The sequence below is a fragment of the Lancefieldella sp. Marseille-Q7238 genome (assembly GCF_949152215.1).
Taxonomy (GTDB): domain Bacteria; phylum Actinomycetota; class Coriobacteriia; order Coriobacteriales; family Atopobiaceae; genus Lancefieldella.
In genome coordinates this window covers 1,027,817-1,045,249 of record NZ_OX424407.1, presented here as the reverse complement: position 1 = coordinate 1,045,249, position 17,433 = coordinate 1,027,817, and the positions used below count along the sequence as shown (strand labels likewise).

Genomic DNA, 17,433 nt, shown 5'->3' with positions numbered 1-17,433 from the left:
CGTCCCTTTATGGAACGGGATCATAGCCTCCAACATGAAAAGGATGGCACCTCAAAATTCGTTTACCGGCAAGTAAACATCCCTTTCCAACACCATACTTTTGTATAGCCTGAACCGCATACTCAGAACAGGTAGGTCTATAAATACAGTGCGGACGAAACAAAGGAGAGATGTTTCGCTGATAAAAGCGAATCGCCTTCAAAACAAAGCGAGCGAGAAAAGATGGTGTTCTTAGCGCGCTCATTGGATGCCTGTTTTCCTGAGTAGTTTCTGTAATTCATATGATACTTCTTGAGGAGAAGCGTCATATGTTTGAGACGTTGCAAAAAGAATAACGCCGTATCCACATACAGGTAAACCGCTTATGCGCGCGGCCTCTCTCAGTACTCGCTTACACCTGTTTCTAAATACGGCATTACCTAATCTTTTTGGTGCAACAAAAGCAACTCCTGCACCTGCGCCTTCATCAACCGCTACTCGGATGCGGAGAAGAGAAGCATTAGCCCTCTTTCCGCAGGAGAAGACCCTTTCGAACTCACGGGGAGACTTAATGGTCTTCACAGAACGTATCCTTAAACAGTAAGGCGCTTGCGGCCTTTAAGGCGGCGGCGAGCGAGAACTGCACGGCCGTTCTTAGTAGCCATACGTGCACGGAAACCATGGGTTGTAGCGCGCTTGCGCTTGTTTGGCTGATAGGTACGCTTCATAACTATTTCCTCCCAGACGGGTACGACATCGAGTAAAAAGCCTTCAAATTGTACGTGTCTCTTCCTGTAAATGTCAATGGAATTGCAGATAAATAATCAGATTCTTGTGCGACCTGTGAAAAACATAGCTACGCTGATTCTTTTCACATATCATTTTTTACATGAATGATATATTTCTTATTTCAGGTGCTTTTATTAAAATGCTACTATTATTTCGTGAAATTTCAGAGTGATTATCTATTTTCAACATGATGTTTACAATTTGTTGAAAACGTTCTTTCGTTCTGAAATGTTATGAAAAGTTTTCATCAATTTGTTGAAAACTTGTTGAAAAGGACTAGTGGTGACCCGCGACTTTTATCCTTTTGTGGAAGACTCAGCAGAAAATGTGTCTTCTACAAGCAAGACAACTGAAGACGGTCTTCGCGTGCGGTATGAAACGCGTATTGCTATTTATGATGATGTTGCTGCAGCGCCGCGCGTTGTAGTTATTGCTCCCACTGATGTGCGCTCATATCTTGAAGAGATCATACAGGCGGTCAATACTCTCTCTCATGAGCAGGGCGGACAAATCCCTTTCATGGTTATGCGAGAAATCGTTGAGAACTTTATCCACGCTCATTTTGCCTCTCCAACAATCACTATTCTTGATCACGGAAATACTATCCGGTTTTCCGACAGAGGCCCTGGCATCAAAGAAAAGGAATTAGCCCTCCAATATGGAACTTCAAGCGCCACTGAAGAGATGAAACACTATATTCGCGGTGTTGGTTCCGGGCTTCCTTATGCACAGCAATATATGGTGGATAAAGGAGGCAGTCTTACTATTGAAGATAACATTTCGGGCGGCACTGTTGTTACCATTTCTACACGCCACTCCGCTGATGCTCACAATCAAACACATCCAACCTCTGAAAAGGAAACGGAACCTCTAAAACCGCTATCTTCTAGCGCGCAGGAATCCAACACACAAGACATTTCTCTTAAAAACCAAGAATTACCACTTCAGTTAGCTCCCGCTCCTGTTTTTGAGATAAAAATCTCTCAACGCGGACAAAAGGTTCTTGAATATCTTTCTGAGCACGAACTGGTTGGCCCCACAGAGCTTGTCGTCAGCTATGGTCTTTCACATCCAACCTGGTCTCGGGAGCTGAGAAGTCTTGAGCAGTTAGGGGTAATCAGAAAGGTAACTCAAAAATACAAACTTACCCAGGCTGGTCTTTCGTTCCTGAATTAACCTAACTCACTCTTTACCTGCTTATACAGAGCATAACAGCCACATACTTTCGCGTAGAGTTTTTATATCGTGAAGTTTTCAACATTTTAAGAAATCCATACCGAAGTTTTCAACAATCAACTATACTGGATAGCCCTTTTCACCATTCGACGTTTGGTGTGTGCATGAACATTTCGCTTGAATCAGACATAACTGCTCTGTGGCAGGATACCATTGATCTCCTTATTCAGGACCATCAACAGGAACAGTTCATTGCTATGCTTAAGACGTGCACTCCGTGTACGCTTGATGATTCAACTCTTTATGTTACGACAAGCCTCCGCGGCGCATATACCAACATCGTAAACAACAAAAGCGTGGTAGAACACTATCTCTCTCAAGCCGCTTTTAAGGATATGACGCTCACTATTACCTTTACTAAACAAGGACAACAAACTGATTTTCAGGCGGCCTCTTCTTTACAAGAACCCTCTCAAGAATCTGACACCGGCGCTTTTTACAGTAAAGAAGAAAAGGTTTCTCAAAACCAATCTCACCCTGCCGAGGATAGGAAAGAAGCTTCATTTAATCCATTCTCCTCTGTCTTTTCATCTCAAGAACTTGACAAGTGGAACTCTCAAACACAATCAAATGAAACAATAAAACCAAGGCGAGAAGAGCCGCGTAGTTTGAGTAGTGATTCTAATAAAAGAACCATCCTTGACCGGAGAAACAGCAACCCTCTTGTCGAAACAAAAACTACTGTTGAAACGTCAAAATTGACATTTGATCGCTTTGTTGTCGGCGAAGAAAATGATTTTGCCTTTGAACAGGCTCTTCGAGTCGCAAATGATGAAAAGGGAAAGGGCAATCCTCTTTTTATTTACGGCAACAGCGGACTTGGAAAAACACACCTTCTTCGATCTATCCAAAACTATATTCTTGAAAATGACCCATCCCGTCTTTGTGTGTATAAAAACGCAACGGCTTTCATTGATGATTACACTCATGCTATGCGTAACAAAGCAGATGGAGCACCTCAAATTCTTACTGAAGCATATAGAGATATCGATGTTCTTATTATTGACGATGTACAAAAACTTGCCGGAAAGGCAGGTACACTAAGTTTCTTTTTTGATACCTTTAATTCACTGAGAACAGATGGAAAACAGATTGTCCTTGCAGCTGATCGAACTCCGTTAGAACTCGGCCTTGGAGCAGAGGGGTTTGATGAACGCATTACTTCTCGGGTAAGCGCAGGAGTAGTTATAGGGATTGAGCAGCCGAGTTATGAGATGAAAGTCAATCTTATTACGACCTTTTGCGACCGTATTCATACAGAAGCTATCCAAGAAGGTCTTACCTATCTCGGTGGAACGCTCTCCGAAGAAACTATTCACTATATGGCCGAAAAAAGCGGTCAAAGCATTCGAGTTATTGAAGGATTTTGTAATCGTTGCGTTGGAGAACAAACGAGGTATGAAGCGAAAGGGTTAAGCATATCACACCAGGATATCGATAAAATAGCAGCCACGGTATGGCCAAAAGAGACAAAAACTATTACCGTCGCTAAAATTCAACAGGTTATCTCTTCTCGCTATGCAGTCAGCCATGACGATTTAGTCGGGCAAAAGAGAAGTCAAGAAATAGCCGAAGCGCGCCATATTGCAATCTGGCTTTCTAGAAACCTCTGTGACTTAACGTTAGGAGACATTGGTAAGCACTTTGGTGGAAGATCTCACGCAACAATCAAACATAGTATTAAGGTCGTTGATGAGTGGCAAAAAGATAATAAGCAGCTGTATGACCGTGTTTTTCACCTTCAGCAAGACATTACAAGCGGAAAAGCGGAACAATGATGAAAACCTGTTCGTAACTTGGTGACAACTGTTGAAAATAGTGATCTATTACTGTCAAACTATAAAGCGGGTAGTTTAAAGCGCGAGAAAGGAAGAAAAAAGATGTCTCTCCTTACATAAAAAAGACCCTATCTACCTGTAAGGGAAGAGGTTTTTCTTCTTTTTAACAGAGCTTATTACTACTGCTGTTCTTTTTCTTATACTTTAATATAAAGAAAGGAATGTTATGAACTTTACCGTAAACCAATCAGCGCTACAGACAGCTCTTGACATTGTTTTAAAAGGAATAGGATCAAATCCAGCACTTCCAATTCTTTTTGGTATATATCTTAAAGCCAGTGAAGGAACACTTGAGATTCAATCAAACGACTTAAATGTTTCCATTCGCCATAAGCTCCCTGCAAATGTGATAGAAGAAGGAGAAACTGTCGTATCTTCAAAGGTTCTTCAAAACATTGTAAAGAACCTTCCTGACGCCGCTATTACTCTTCAGGATGAGGAAAGGGGAATAAAACTAATGTGTCAGAGATCAACCTATCATCTCAATATACTTCCCGTACAAGATTGGCCTTCTTTTCCAGAGCTTATTCCTGAAAAAACAGTAGAGCTTCCAAGTGCTCTTCTCGCCACTATGGTGGGTAAAGTATATAGAGTAGTTTCTCATGATGTTTCTCGCCCTATTCTGCAAGGAATTCATCTTTCCGCTGAAGAGAATACGATTCGTTTGGTAGCGACCGATTCGTATCGCCTTGCTGTGTGTGATGCAAATACCGATACTCCTGCAGGAGAAAAATTTGAGGCTATAGTTTCAGGTGAAGCGCTGCATGATGTTTTGTCTATGAGGACTATGACAGAGAAGATTTTAATTGGAACAACCGACAATCAAGTTGTCTTCTCTTTTGGAAATACTACGCACATCTCACGAAAAATTGAGGGAAACTATCCTGACTATAAAAAGCTACTTCCTCAAACATGCAATGCGGCTTTAAATCTTATGGTCCCTGAGACCTCTGCGGCTATTAAACGCGTATCTGTTGTGGCTATGCAAAATCCTGCGGTGCGCTTTGATATTGACGCTGATAATGGACAAGTTCGCTTTTCGGCATTTTCTCCCGACCAAGGAGATGCTTCTGAAACGATAAAAGCTGATGTTGAAGGAACCTCTCTTGCGGTCGCCTTTAACTATCACTATGTCTTTGATTGCCTCAATGCTCTCTCTGATCAAGATACGGTGAGACTTGAGCTTCTCAGTGAAACTCAACCGGCTGTTTTTAAGGCAACTGGAAAAATTAACTATCTTTATCTGCTTATTCCTATTCGATTGTAAGAATGTGCCGTGAGTCTGACCGTTCAACAGCTTTCTCTTGTTAATTTTCGCAGCTTTTGTGAACTTGCTATTACGTTTTCAGAAGCTGCGACTATTCTCGTGGGTAAAAACGCTGCAGGAAAGACCAATGTTGTTGAATCACTTCAAATGGTTACTACGGGATATTCGTTTCGAAAGCCGACACCTTCGCAACTCATTCATGAAGGAAAAGAGCAAGGAAAAGTGAAGGCGGTTTTTACAGGAGATGGTCGTTTTATTGACATCGCCTGTACAATTACTCCGCTTAAGCGGCAGTTTGAAAAAAACAGAAAGAAATGTCGTGCATCGGAGGTTTCCGGTACGCTCATGTCAATCCTTTTTACTCCTGATGACTTAGCGTTAATTAAACGAAGTGCTTCTCAAAGGCGAGAAGAGTTTGATGGGTTCGGCCGCCAGGCAAACAAAACGTATGCGAAAGTACTTGCTTCTTATACGAAAAGTATTGAGCAGAGGAACCGCCTTTTAAAAGAAGCAATAATAAATCACGCTCTTCTTGACGCGTGGGATAGTTCAGTTGCGCTTGGAGGGGCTACGTTGCTACGCGCCCGCCTACAGCTTTTCAAACGCCTCGAAACAAAAACGGCTGATATTTATAGGCAGATAAGTGGTGGAGAAAACCTCTCCCTTTCATATGTGTCAACGCTAGGAGATGTTTCTCCGACGCAAACGAAAGAGGAGCTAACAGGTCTTTTTTTAACAGCGCTACAACGCGCGCGCGACATTGACATCCGCCGTCAGCAAACGACTGTCGGTCCGCATAGAGATGATTGCGTTTTTATGATTGAAGGAAAGGACGCGCGCGCCTTCGGCTCACAAGGGCAACAGCGCTCGGTTGTACTTGCCCTAAAAATGGCGGAAGTACTCGTCGCGGAAGAGATTCTTGGGACAAAACCCCTTTTGTTGCTTGATGATGTTATGTCAGAGCTCGATGCCTCGCGCCGAGAAGCAATCATGAAGTTTGCTCTTACAGACATTCAAACCGTTATCACCACCACAAATCTCGGTTACTTTTCACAGGATATTTTAGACGCAGCGCAGGTGGTGAGCTTTGATGATTAGACGCTATTTTTCCAAAGCTTTCTCCAATGGTGGATGGTCTGTATCTCAAGAAGAAAGGGGAGGTGAAAAGCCCCTTGATGAGATTCTTTCGTCTTACTTTAAAACGACACGCGCCTTTGATACAGCGAGTGAAAACCACACGGCTCTTCTCGCTTGGCAAAAAGTTATTGGAGAAAACGAAAGGAATCACACCGTAGGAGCGTTTGTTGGAAAAGCAAAGTTTAAACAAGCTCCTAAACTAGTTATCTACGTTGATTCTAATGCCCTGCGTATTGATTTAATGGCGCAGCGAGACGTGTATGTACAACGGCTGGCTACCGTTGGTATGGAGTTCTCAAGTATCGATTTTAAGCTCTCAAAATATAAAAAGAAGCAGATACAACAGGATAGCTACATACAAAAAAGGCAAAAAAAGAGTTATCATGTCAGAAGCGAAGAAAGCCTTACTCTTAAGGAAAAAGAACAAATCGCTTCAATCGTAAAAACACTCCCCGAAGCTTTGCGTGAAACAGGATATAAGGCGATTCTCGCATCATTTCTTCGTAAAGAGGATAAGTAGACGTAAAAAACAAAACTACCCTACAAATCCGTTCAGAGTGCGTTTATAGCTATTTCAAAATGATAAATCAGTAGATTTTTCGTAAGGCCGAAGGTGTTTTATAAAAAAAGCAGTAAACTAGAAAGGATTTTTATTCACCAAGAGAGAGGATAGCGGGTGGCAAAAGAAACATACGATCACGATTCTATTACCGTTCTTGAAGGACTTGAGCCGGTTCGTAAGCGCCCTGGCATGTATATCGGTACTACTTCCTCAGCAGGCCTTCACCATTTGGTTTGGGAGATTGTTGATAACTCAGTCGATGAGGCTCTTGCCGGGTTTTGTACAAAAATCAAAGTAACCGTGCACGCCGATAACTCCGTTTCAGTTGAAGATAATGGTCGCGGCATTCCCGTTGATATGCACCCAAAGAAAAAAATGCCAACGCTTGAGGTTGTTCTTACCATCTTGCATGCAGGCGGAAAGTTTGATAACAGCGCGTATAAAGTTTCAGGAGGTCTGCACGGCGTAGGTGTTTCTGTCGTCAACGCGCTTTCAAAACGCATGGTTGCTGAAGTTAAGCGCGATGGCAAGATTTATCAAATGGAGTTTAAGCGCGGTAAAACTACTCAAAAGATGAAAGAGATAGGCAAAACGAAGACATGCGGAACTACCATTACCTTCTGGCCTGACGATACCATCTTTGAGACAACGACGTATAACTTTGATACGCTGCGTGACCGCCTGCAAGAAACCGCGTTTCTCAATAAAAACCTCAAAATCACCCTTATTGATGAGCGTGAGCTTACTCCTCGTGTCGTCGAGTATCAGTATGCCGGCGGTATTATTGACTTCGTTAAGTACCTCAATGACGAGAAAACCGTCCTGCCCGGTCTTTCTAAGCCAATCTACATCGAAGGTTCTACCGAGCCCGATACGCCCGTTGCGAAAATGGGTGAAGTTGAAGTTGCTATGCAGTGGAACACCGAGTTTAATGACCGTACTCTCTCGTTTGCCAACGACATTTATACCGAGGAAGGCGGCATGCATCTTGAGGGATTCCGTACGGCACTCACCAAGGCAATCAACGACTATGGGACGCGCCAAGGAATCATAAAAGAGAAAGATCCCAAGTTGACCGGTGATGATATTCGCGAAGGACTGACGGCGGTTATCTCGGTCAAACTTCCTGATCCGCAATTTGAGGGTCAAACCAAGGCAAAGCTTGGCAGCTCCTATATGCGTACGCTCACCAATAAGATCGTATCGCACGGCCTTGCGGAATATCTTGAAGAGCATCCCAATCAAGCGAAAGAAATTCTCAAAAAGGCAACTCAAGCGGCGAAGGGGCGCCTTGCTGCTCGTAAAGCTCGCGAAGCGACACGGCGCAAAGGTCTGCTTGAATCGGCGTCGCTTCCAGGAAAGCTTGCAGACTGCTCGGTAAAAGATCCTGAAATGACGGAACTTTTTATTGTCGAGGGAGATTCCGCAGGCGGATCCGCTAAGATGGCGCGTGACCGTTCCATTCAAGCGGTGCTTCCTCTGCGCGGAAAGATTCTAAACGTTGAACGCGTCCAAGCTCACCGTGCTCTTTCTTCCGATACCATTACCTCACTTATTACCGCGATTGGTACGGGCGTAGGTGAGGAGTTCAGTCTTGAGAAAGCTCGCTATCATAAGATTGTCATCATGACCGATGCTGATGTTGACGGCTCACACATCCGTATTCTGCTTCTGACGTTCTTCTATCGGTACATGAAGCCTATGATCGACGCCGGCTATATCTATGTGGCGCAACCCCCGCTCTATCAAATCAAGGCTAAAGGCAAAAAGCACGGTAAATACATCTATACCGATGAGGAGCTTGCTGTCGAGGCAAAGCAGTTTGAGGATAGTTCAAAATATACCGTGCAGCGCTATAAAGGCCTGGGAGAAATGGATCCGGAGCAGCTCTGGTCAACTACGATGGAGCCAAAAAATCGCATTCTCTTAAAAGTTACCATTGATGACGCCATGGCCGCTGACCGCGCGGTCGCCGATCTTATGGGCAATCAGGTGGAGAAGCGCAAGGACTTCATTCAAACCCACGCAAAAGACGTCCGCTTCCTCGACATTTAGTCCTTCTCACTGCTAATAGGGAACGCGAAAGATACGTTGAGGTTCATGAAAGGGTAGATAGTGGCAGACGATACACATACGCATGATGATTTTCTGGACAATGAAGAGGATAGAGACTTCGACGCCCAGAACGAGTTCAAAGATGAATATGACGAGCATGGCGACAATGACGATGAGCTTGACGCTTCCGGCGAGGATGAGTTTGACGCTGAGACCGGTGTAAGTCTTGCCGGCGCTACGGTGTCGCATACTATTACGGACGAAGCAGGCACGCGCCTTGATCTGTCCGACATTCATGGCGGCACGCTTAAGCCGACCGATATGGCTGACGAAATGCGTACATCGTTTTTGGAATATTCGATGTCCGTTATCGTGACGCGCGCCCTTCCTGACGTGCGCGACGGACTGAAGCCGGTGCACCGCCGTATTCTCTATGCTATGAACGAGGCGGGCATCACGCCTAACAAGCCGCACAAAAAATCCGCCTGGGCTGTCGGTGAAGTCATGGGTAAATATCACCCGCATGGTGACTCCGCCATTTACGACTCAATGGTCCGCATGTCACAGGACTTCTCGATGCGCCTGCCGCTCATCGATGGTCACGGTAACTTCGGCTCCATCGATGGCGATCCTCCTGCGGCTATGCGTTATACCGAGGCTCGCCTGACCCGCTCTGCTATGGAGATGCTGGCCGATCTCAATAAAAACACCGTGGATATGCAGCCAAACTACGATGAGGCTCTGACAGAACCTGTCGTTCTTCCGGCTCGTTTCCCAAACCTTTTGGTAAACGGCTCATCAGGCATCGCCGTTGGTATGGCCACTAACATTCCTCCTCACAATCTAGGTGAGGTTACCGACGCCGTCTGCATGATGATTGACAACCCCGATGTCACCACCGAAGAGCTCATGAGCGTTCTTCCCGGCCCCGACTTTCCAACGGGCGGCATCATCATGGGCACCGACGGTATCAAAGACGCCTATGAAACTGGCCGCGGTTCCATTACCGTGCGTTCAAAGGTTCACGTTGAGCAGGTTAAAAACGGTCGCCAGCGGTTGGTGGTCACGGAGATTCCCTATCAGGTCAACAAAGGCCTTCTTCAGGAGAAAATCGCGCAAGCGGTCAACGAAAAGAAGATCGAAGGCATTTCCGATATGCGTGATGAGTCCAACCGCAAGGGAATGCGCATTGTCATCGACCTTAAGCAGGGAGCCATTCCTCAGGTTGTTCTCAACAACCTCTACAAGCGCACGCAGCTTCAGGCCAACTTCGGCATTATTGATTTGGCGCTGGTCGATGGTGTTCCTCGCACGCTTTCGCTACGAGAGATTCTTCGGTGCTACATCGACCACCAGATTGATGTAGTGCGCCGGCGCACCGAGTTTGATCTGGACAAAGCGCTCAAGCGTGTTCACATCTTGGAAGGCCTGCTGACCGCTGTCGATAATATCGATGAGATTGTCCACATCATTCGAAGCTCCCAAGATGACGCCGAGGCGAAAAAGCGCATGCATGAGCGCTTTGACCTTGATGACATTCAAGGTGAGGCCATTCTTCAGATGCGTCTGCGTCGCCTCACCGGTCTTGCACGCCAAGATCTTGTTGATGAGATTTCTCAGCTGCGTGAGGACATTGCCTACTATGAGGATCTTCTTGCCCATGAGGAAAAGATCTTAGCGGTTATCGCTGATGAGCTTCGAGACATTTCCAATCGCTTCTCCAATAAGCGCCGCACCGCGATTTCCGCGCAGGGCGTACAGAATCTGGATGTTGAAGACCTTATTGCCGAAGAAGATATGGTGGTTACGGTTACCCACGCCGGCTATGTGAAGCGTTTGCCGGTGGCAACTTATCGCTCTCAAAAGCGTGGCGGCAAGGGTGTTCAGGGACTTTCGCTCAAAGACAATGATTTTGTCGAGGATCTCTTTGTCGCTTCTACCCATGACTACGTCATGTTCTTTACTAACTTCGGCAAGGTGTACCGCCTGAAGGTTCACGAGCTGCCAATCGGATCCCGTACCGCGCGCGGCAGTGCTATCGTCAATGTGCTTCCGCTGGCGGAAGGAGAAAAAGTTGCAGCCGTTATCACGACCCGCGATTTCCCGGCTGACAACTATCTGATGTTCGCCACTAAGCAGGGCATGGTTAAAAAGACCGCTATGTCTGAGTATGATCGTACGCGCCGCGACGGTATTATCGCCATTAACCTCAAGCAGGGCGATGAGCTCGTCAATGTCCGCCGTGTCCATCCGGGTGACAAGGTTATCCTGTGCTCCTCCGATGGTAAGGCGATCCTCTTTGATGAGTCTCAGGCTCGTGCTATGGGCCGTGGCACCTCGGGCGTGCGCGGTATTACCCTCAAAGGCGAAGCGACGATGCTCGGCATGGAGATTACTAACGGCAACGGCGACCTCTTTGTCATTACCGAGAAGGGCTACGGCAAGCGCACGGCCGTTTCCGAATATCCTGAGCACAAGCGCGGCGGCCAGGGTGTCTTTACCATTTCCATAACGGCGAAGAAGGGCAAGCTGGTTGCCTGTCGTGTGGTTGGCCCGCAGCATGAGATTATGATTATGTCGGAAGAGGGCGTAGTTATCCGTGTCAAGGCGGTAGACATCTCTAAGCTCGGTCGCTCCACGCAGGGAGTCAAAGTCATGAACATCGGCGTCGACGATCATGTTTCCGCTATCGCGCGCATGATTGTCCATAAGAAGAAGGCGCCGAAGCACGATGCGGGTCAAGGCATGCTTGATTTGGCAGCGGCTGGTGCGAAAGACGCTGACGAAACTGAAACTATTGACCTTGGCGACGGCGAAGACGAGTTCGATGACGCTCTAATTGACGAGGACGAAGAGTAGCGAGGAAGAAGACGGTGCGTTCGTTGTTCGTAAAGCGAGCGCAGGCGTTTTTGTGACAGTGAGGGAACGCGAAGTTCTTTTTGGCCATAAGCTCCAACAAGGCATCCGAAGGCATATCTTCGGGTGCCTTTTGCTATCGCGAGACAGCAGAAGTGAAGGCAAAAGATAGGGAAGGTAGGTAAAAGGTAGGGAAAAGAATCCTGCACCTACGAGAGGGTGAGATCTCTACGAGAAATCCTCGGGATTAAGGCTCTCGACAAACTCGTGGAAATCGGCCATCTCTTGCTTTTTGACGTCCTTCTCGACATCGGCGAAATCGGGCGCTGCAGCGGTTTCAAGAACCATTTCATCAGCATAGATGGGAGATCCCGTACGGACGGCAAGGGCAACGGCGTCAGAGGGGCGAGCATCGATATAGTGGTGCTTTCCCTCATCGGAGATGATTTCCAGCTGCGCAAAGAAGGTGGTGCCCGAAACCCCAGTAATCCGCACGCTTTTAAGGTCCGCGTTGAGCGCGTCAAGCAGGGAGCGCATGAGGTCGTGGGTGAGAGGGCGGCCTTGCGGCGTCTGGTCAACACCAAGGCTGATAGCCATAGCTTCTATGTGGCCAATGCGAATCGGAAGCCTCAAAGAGGATTTATGGAGCGCATCTTGAGGTTCGAGCACAATAATTGACGCGATGGGACCCCCACCGACGACGACTGACTTGATATCCATCTTTCGCAATGACACTGCTGGTACCCCTGTATAAACGTCCTGCGCGTTCTGAGACGAGAAGTGCCTCAAAAGAGTTACTATCATCTCATGTTTGCTGGATAGTTGTACCCATTGTTGGGTATTCTTAAAACAAATTGAAAAATTAAAAATGAAGTGATGCAGTTTATTTTCAAAAATGTTAACACATTACCCAGTTGCATACAATTGAGGAACTTCTTGAAAAGATGATATTTTTGTTACGCCGTAGACACTTCTATAATCTGCGCTAAAGGCTTCCAAAGCGCTTTGGAAGCCTAATATTCGTCTTGGTAGGGAATTAACCCACGAGATAAATTTTACGGCTTCTTCTGGCTTTATAGAGCCAAGGTTTGAACTCTTTTTAAAGCCTGCTCTACGTAGAAGGCCGTTACAATTTTCGTTACTTCCTCTTTCTGAACTGCAATAAGGATGAGCATAGTAGATATGGGTTCTCTTTTCATCTTTAAGACAGGATCTTTCCATACTTTCCCAGTCGGAAAATTCACTTCCATTATCAAAAGTGATTGTTTTGAATACATTACTAAAGGTTTCTCCAAAATACCTTTCAAGTGCATCAAGGCAATGGGGAGTCTCATATTTCTTTCTTGAGTTAACACGCATAGCAATAACATATCGTGTTTTACGCTCAAGAAGGGTTAGATAGGAAACTTTTGTGTTGGAGGATCCAACAATAAGATCTCCCTCCCAATGTCCCCATTCCTTTCTATCAAGAACCTTTTTCGGACGCTCTTCAATAGACTTGCCACGTAAGTTGCGATGAGACTGTCTATATCTTCTCGCTGCTCGTCTTTTCTGTGATCCACGTCTCGGAAGATCATCTTCGTTGATTGAGAGAACGCCATTTTTAATATAGGAATATAGTGTTGGAACGCTTACTATTGTCGAAATGAGTTTCTTTCTTTTAGCGTAGCCTAGTGCAGCTGCTGGAGACCAGTGATTGTTTTTGATTAAGGTCTCGAGTTGGTGAGCAGAGGCCATATCTTTTCCTATTTTTAGAGCGCATCCTTTTGCACTTGATCTTCGAATAGACATCATTTGAGCATAGTCGGCTTTATAAACAAGATTTATTGTGAGAAATCGGCTATCTATTTGCTCACAGCTTCCGCGTGCTATTTCTCTTTGTATTGTGCAACGAGCGCGGCCGAGTTTACGTGCTATTCCTGAAATAGTATTACCGTCAGCTAATTCAACTTCGATAACGAATCTTTCAAGCTCATTAAGATACTTACCCGCTCTTGTCATGCAATCCTCCTTATATAATGAAAGGTAGTAAAGACTTATGGTATGCAATAAGGAGAAACTATGTCTAAAAGCAGCAATCCTAAAAGAGACCTTAGAATCTTTATTTCATTTGCTCTTTATTTACTTGGGATAGCATCGTTTTTTATCTTTTTGGAGCTAGAGAGACAAAGCGGTTTTGGGATCATAACATGGAAAATGCCCGATGGAAGCATTGGTGGAATAGAACTAACAGTAACTCTTGCTTTTTGTATAACTGTGATTTCTTTAGTTGTGTTTCTTGTGAGTATGTTTCAGGAATGGCGATCAGGTGTGTTCAAGAAAACGAATTGGTCTTAGTCACATTTATGAATGGATTACAACATAGGAATTGTCTTAACTGCAATACGGAGTAATACATGAAATCTAAGACTTTTAGACTTGAAGAAACAAGTATTGAACAGTTGAAAGAGATTGTAGTAACGCAACAAATTACTCAATCAGATGCAATACGTTTTGCAATACAAAAAGGATATGATGCAATACAAAATGAAATACAAGAAAAAGATACATATATAACCCAGAAGTGTTATCAAGATGTTGATTGGCAAGCTTTGTATTTTGATGAAAAAGAGAAAAATGAGAAACTAGCCAACAAGCTTCTTGAGGTTACTGACAAAGTTACGGATAGTCTTAAGGCATCGCAGATATTACAAGCTATGGATAAACCGGCAATTGAAGATTCTATACAAAAAAGAGAGCACATTTGGTGGCAATTCTGGAAACATTGAGCTTACAGTAAATTCAAAAATGATAAAGTATGAGGTTTTAAGTTTCCAACAGTGAACCGTGTGCTACGAGCTTGTGTGATGGCTCTACGCACACGACTATTGAAAACTTAAGATTTAGAAATGCAGACTGCATCATCAGAGAAGATGTTGAAAACACATCATAGGGCTACACTACATCAGTGTGTATACAAATTTGGATGTAGTAGCAAGTATCGTACTTTGTATACACAACTTCGTTTTGTGTATACAAAGTACACTTGTCCAGGAAGTTAAAAGCGACTTCCTTCCTCCTCGTAATATCTCGTCGAAAACAGTTCTTCGCCTTTTGGCTCATTCTGTTTTGCGGGGGAGGCCCCGCGCCCCTAAAGCTGTGATAAGCTTCAATCAAACCGAATAAAGCAAGGTTTGACAACTCCACATCAGTCGAACCGATATCAAGAGAAAGGCCAACTATGACCTCTAGGAAAAAAGCGGTAAGGCACAGTAATCTACATGTCCGTCTTACTGCGTCTGAAAAAGAAGCGATTATTATAAAGGCATCAGACTATGGAATGTCAGCTTCATCTTATATGAGATTTCTTGCGCAACTGCCAATATCTTTATTAGGCACTTCTGATGACAAAGATGCGACTATTGTGATTGATTCGACTACCTGGAAAAAACTTCTGATTGAATCGAGGCGTTGGGGATCAAATTACAATCAAGGAGTTAGAGCACTCAACGTTATTGGAGCGCGGTATGGAAATCCTCCAAGAGATGCTAAAAGAGCGGAAGAAGTTGTTCGATATGCCGCAGAGGCGCTTCAGTATTTAAAAAATGCCAAAGAGGGTATGGAGGAGCTTTTAAAGATAGTAGAAAAGCTTGAAGATAGAGTACTTTTGAAAGCTGATTTACCTGACTCGAGACAAAAATAATTATGCCCTATGTAAAACCAATATCAGGGCATACCTCCTGTCGTTTCGTACAAGAATACTTAGAAAAAAATGGGCGTGCACTCGCTCGTGACTTTCTTGAGCTTGAGGAGAACGATTCTCGCACAGGTATGAGCTGGTCGGCACAAATGGATGAGACGCGTGAAGTTTACGGCAATGATCGCTCTGTTAATGGAGGCAAAGTAAGAACGTATAACCATTATGTGCTTTCACCAGATCCTAAAGATAATATTTCGCTTGAAGAACTTAGAACATATACAACAGAATGGGCTTCAAAAGCATTTCCCGGATACCAAATTGCAATTATTTATCACAACGACTCAAATGAGCGCTTAAAAAACGGTGAGAGAGGGATTTTGCACGCTCACCTTATCGTTAATAATACAAATCTAAATAGTGGTAGAAGGCTCGCACCGTGGCTTACCCCTACCAGAGTCCGTGATATTTCAAGACTTGCTCAAGATATGGCAAAAAAGCGTGGATGGAAAGCATTTGACTGGGAAAAAACAACAGAAGAAAAAAGCGCTCTTCGAGGGTTTTCCGTTGAAAGAAAAGAATCAAGAACTAAAACTTATAAAAGAGGTGTGACACGTCAGGATAATTACTACACACGCTCTGAGCTTGCCGTACTAAAAGATAGAGGTTGGTCTTGGAAAGAAGACCTTAGAGCACGTATTCGTATAGCAAGAGAGCTTTCATGCACAGAACGAGAGTTTATGGATGCTCTTAGGGAGCTAGGAGTAAAGCTTGGACGTACAAAAAAGGGCGACTATCTTTACACACATATTACTCATAACACCTGGTGTGCCGGAGGAATGACTCTTGGAAAGCAATATAGCCGAAATGTAGTGATTGAGAGATTGAATGAAGCGGATTCTCAACGGATTAAAGAAAAGGACCAGAAAAGGGTTTCTGAGGAAAGACGAGCGATAACTCTTGTTTCTTTAGAGTATTTTGCAATAGATAAGATGCGAACAATCGGGTGGCTTGCATGTGATGGAACAACTACCTTAAAGGATGTTGCCGATATGCTGCAAACTAACAGAGAATTCAATATTGTTCATACAAGTGATTATAAGAGTGCTTTAAAAGGTCTGAATCAGGGTTCTTCGGATTATATAAGAGTCGACAGAGCAATGAAGGTGGCAGAAAAGATTAACCTTCGCGATGAAGTACCAGAAAGTTCCTATAAAAAAGAAGATATAGGTAAACCTCAGCTAAGAAAACAAAAGCAGATCACCCTGAGATCAATATCAAAAAAACAAAGCACATATGATGCTCAAAAAACACAGAGAAAAGTAGCTCAGAAGGATACGAGACAAGATAAGGACAGGAGACAAAGATAACTATGAGGATTGTCGTATATTACCTTGAGGGAAAAGTAAGTGAGTTTAACACAGAAACCTTTACTACAATGGAGCCTTTTGCTAGCGAGGGAGAAGGAGGCAACATCACATCTGAATTTGATTTGCGTCTTGATCTTTTAGAGCAACAAGGTCTTGTGCTGGAAGTTTATTGGTATTCAACTGTTGTTGATCAATATACGACAGCGACAAAAGACGGCGAATCCAATCGGACAGTTTACTACGCTGGGCGTGAACCTGGTCGTTTTGTGCGACTTGTTTCTGCTGAGGAACTCTTAGGAGTAGCAAAGATAAGCGTGGACGGAGAAAAAGTTGTGTTTAGACAGGGTGGTGAAATGATAAATGCTATTAAGTTTGCTAACCAAGAGGTTCAATGTTACTCAGATGCGGTGACGACAAGTATGAACGAGAAGGCTGTAAGGTTATTTGACTATTTGAGACGTGCTTATCCGTTAGACACCGATGAGGAAATTTGCCAAAGATTTGGTTATTCCCTTAAAGCTTTAGAGAAGGCCAAAACGGAAGAAGCTGCTCAAGAGCAAGAACAAAATCAAACAGAGAAAGCGACAGAGTCTTTACAGGAGAAAGCCATAGGAGGTCTTACGTATTTAGAGAATTTGAAAGAATTAGAAGAAACTGATATATACTAA

General features: G+C 44.4%; 17 protein-coding genes. 12 read left to right on the top strand and 5 right to left on the bottom strand.

Going from position 1 to position 17,433, the window contains the following annotated elements; translation table 11 throughout:
- Positions 1-7: 7 nt before the first annotated feature.
- Genes yidD through rpmH form a run of 3 tightly spaced genes read right to left on the bottom strand, consistent with a single transcriptional unit; the run spans position 8 to position 707 of the window.
- On the bottom strand, positions 8-244 hold the full coding sequence (gene yidD / locus QM016_RS04725; protein ID WP_016477660.1) for a membrane protein insertion efficiency factor YidD: 237 nt from the start codon (positions 242-244) through the stop codon (positions 8-10).
- A complete protein-coding gene (rnpA, locus tag QM016_RS04720) occupies positions 241-561 on the bottom strand; it encodes a ribonuclease P protein component (protein ID WP_016477661.1) in 321 nt (106 codons plus the stop codon). The genes yidD and rnpA overlap by 4 nt, the downstream gene beginning before the upstream one ends.
- Before the next feature lie 11 nt (positions 562-572).
- Positions 573-707, bottom strand: coding sequence for a 50S ribosomal protein L34 (gene rpmH / locus QM016_RS04715; protein ID WP_003148884.1), 135 nt, complete (start codon positions 705-707; stop codon positions 573-575).
- Positions 708-1,095: 388 nt separating this feature from the next.
- Here rpmH and QM016_RS04710 point away from each other — a divergent pair, with 388 nt between their 5' ends.
- The 7 genes from QM016_RS04710 to gyrA all read left to right on the top strand — a co-directional run bounded on the left by QM016_RS04710 (position 1,096) and on the right by gyrA (position 11,722).
- Positions 1,096-1,944: an ATP-binding protein gene (locus tag QM016_RS04710; RefSeq protein WP_349237894.1), complete on the top strand. Its 849-nt coding sequence runs from the start codon at positions 1,096-1,098 to the stop codon at positions 1,942-1,944.
- 164 nt (positions 1,945-2,108) lie between these two features.
- Positions 2,109-3,782: a DnaA/Hda family protein gene (locus QM016_RS04705; protein ID WP_282710499.1), complete on the top strand. Its 1,674-nt coding sequence runs from the start codon at positions 2,109-2,111 to the stop codon at positions 3,780-3,782.
- Positions 3,783-4,008: 226 nt separating this feature from the next.
- The gene (gene dnaN / locus QM016_RS04700) at positions 4,009-5,109 is read left to right on the top strand and encodes a DNA polymerase III subunit beta (RefSeq protein ID WP_282710497.1); all 1,101 of its coding nucleotides are present in this window, start codon (positions 4,009-4,011) and stop codon (positions 5,107-5,109) included.
- Positions 5,110-5,118: 9 nt separating this feature from the next.
- Positions 5,119-6,207 (top strand): DNA replication and repair protein RecF, encoded by a 1,089-nt coding sequence (gene recF / locus QM016_RS04695; RefSeq protein WP_282710495.1) that lies wholly within the window; start codon positions 5,119-5,121, stop codon positions 6,205-6,207.
- On the top strand, positions 6,200-6,766 hold the full coding sequence (locus QM016_RS04690; RefSeq protein WP_282710494.1) for a hypothetical protein: 567 nt from the start codon (positions 6,200-6,202) through the stop codon (positions 6,764-6,766). The genes recF and QM016_RS04690 overlap by 8 nt, the downstream gene beginning before the upstream one ends.
- A 156-nt stretch (positions 6,767-6,922) precedes the next feature.
- Positions 6,923-8,863, top strand: a complete 1,941-nt coding sequence (gene gyrB, locus QM016_RS04685) for a DNA topoisomerase (ATP-hydrolyzing) subunit B (RefSeq protein ID WP_016477667.1) — start codon at positions 6,923-6,925, stop codon at positions 8,861-8,863.
- A gap of 60 nt (positions 8,864-8,923) precedes the next feature.
- Complete coding sequence (gene gyrA, locus QM016_RS04680) at positions 8,924-11,722, top strand: DNA gyrase subunit A (RefSeq protein WP_282710493.1); 2,799 nt, start codon at positions 8,924-8,926, stop codon at positions 11,720-11,722.
- A gap of 225 nt (positions 11,723-11,947) precedes the next feature.
- On the opposite strand, the gene QM016_RS04675 is transcribed toward gyrA, so the two are convergent.
- Positions 11,948-12,454, bottom strand: a complete 507-nt coding sequence (locus QM016_RS04675; protein WP_282710491.1) for a bifunctional nuclease family protein — start codon at positions 12,452-12,454, stop codon at positions 11,948-11,950.
- 171 nt (positions 12,455-12,625) lie between these two features.
- Positions 12,626-13,720, bottom strand: a complete 1,095-nt coding sequence (locus QM016_RS04670) for an IS30 family transposase (RefSeq protein ID WP_282709746.1) — start codon at positions 13,718-13,720, stop codon at positions 12,626-12,628.
- Between the two features lie 60 nt (positions 13,721-13,780).
- Between QM016_RS04670 and QM016_RS04665 the strand changes: the two genes are divergently transcribed.
- The 5 genes from QM016_RS04665 (at position 13,781) to QM016_RS04645 (ending at position 17,433) form a co-directional block, all read left to right on the top strand.
- Positions 13,781-14,056: a hypothetical protein gene (locus QM016_RS04665; protein ID WP_282709747.1), complete on the top strand. Its 276-nt coding sequence runs from the start codon at positions 13,781-13,783 to the stop codon at positions 14,054-14,056.
- Positions 14,057-14,115: 59 nt separating this feature from the next.
- Positions 14,116-14,487 (top strand): hypothetical protein, encoded by a 372-nt coding sequence (locus tag QM016_RS04660; RefSeq protein WP_282709749.1) that lies wholly within the window; start codon positions 14,116-14,118, stop codon positions 14,485-14,487.
- Positions 14,488-14,939: 452 nt separating this feature from the next.
- The gene (locus tag QM016_RS04655) at positions 14,940-15,401 is read left to right on the top strand and encodes a hypothetical protein (RefSeq protein WP_282709750.1); all 462 of its coding nucleotides are present in this window, start codon (positions 14,940-14,942) and stop codon (positions 15,399-15,401) included.
- A 2-nt stretch (positions 15,402-15,403) separates the two neighbouring features.
- Complete coding sequence (locus tag QM016_RS04650; RefSeq protein ID WP_282709752.1) at positions 15,404-16,765, top strand: relaxase/mobilization nuclease domain-containing protein; 1,362 nt, start codon at positions 15,404-15,406, stop codon at positions 16,763-16,765.
- 2 nt (positions 16,766-16,767) lie between these two features.
- Complete coding sequence (locus QM016_RS04645; protein WP_282709753.1) at positions 16,768-17,433, top strand: hypothetical protein; 666 nt, start codon at positions 16,768-16,770, stop codon at positions 17,431-17,433.

Coding starts and splice junctions, on each gene's coding strand:
- yidD (WP_016477660.1), bottom strand. CDS start 244: ATGAGCGCGCTAAGAACACCATCTTTTCTCGCTCGCTTTGTTTTGAAG.
- rpmH (WP_003148884.1), bottom strand. CDS start 707: ATGAAGCGTACCTATCAGCCAAACAAGCGCAAGCGCGCTACAACCCAT.
- QM016_RS04705 (WP_282710499.1), top strand. CDS start 2,109: ATGAACATTTCGCTTGAATCAGACATAACTGCTCTGTGGCAGGATACC.
- dnaN (WP_282710497.1), top strand. CDS start 4,009: ATGAACTTTACCGTAAACCAATCAGCGCTACAGACAGCTCTTGACATT.
- QM016_RS04690 (WP_282710494.1), top strand. CDS start 6,200: ATGATTAGACGCTATTTTTCCAAAGCTTTCTCCAATGGTGGATGGTCT.
- QM016_RS04670 (WP_282709746.1), bottom strand. CDS start 13,720: ATGACAAGAGCGGGTAAGTATCTTAATGAGCTTGAAAGATTCGTTATC.
- QM016_RS04665 (WP_282709747.1), top strand. CDS start 13,781: ATGTCTAAAAGCAGCAATCCTAAAAGAGACCTTAGAATCTTTATTTCA.
- QM016_RS04660 (WP_282709749.1), top strand. CDS start 14,116: ATGAAATCTAAGACTTTTAGACTTGAAGAAACAAGTATTGAACAGTTG.
- QM016_RS04655 (WP_282709750.1), top strand. CDS start 14,940: ATGACCTCTAGGAAAAAAGCGGTAAGGCACAGTAATCTACATGTCCGT.
- QM016_RS04650 (WP_282709752.1), top strand. CDS start 15,404: ATGCCCTATGTAAAACCAATATCAGGGCATACCTCCTGTCGTTTCGTA.
- QM016_RS04645 (WP_282709753.1), top strand. CDS start 16,768: ATGAGGATTGTCGTATATTACCTTGAGGGAAAAGTAAGTGAGTTTAAC.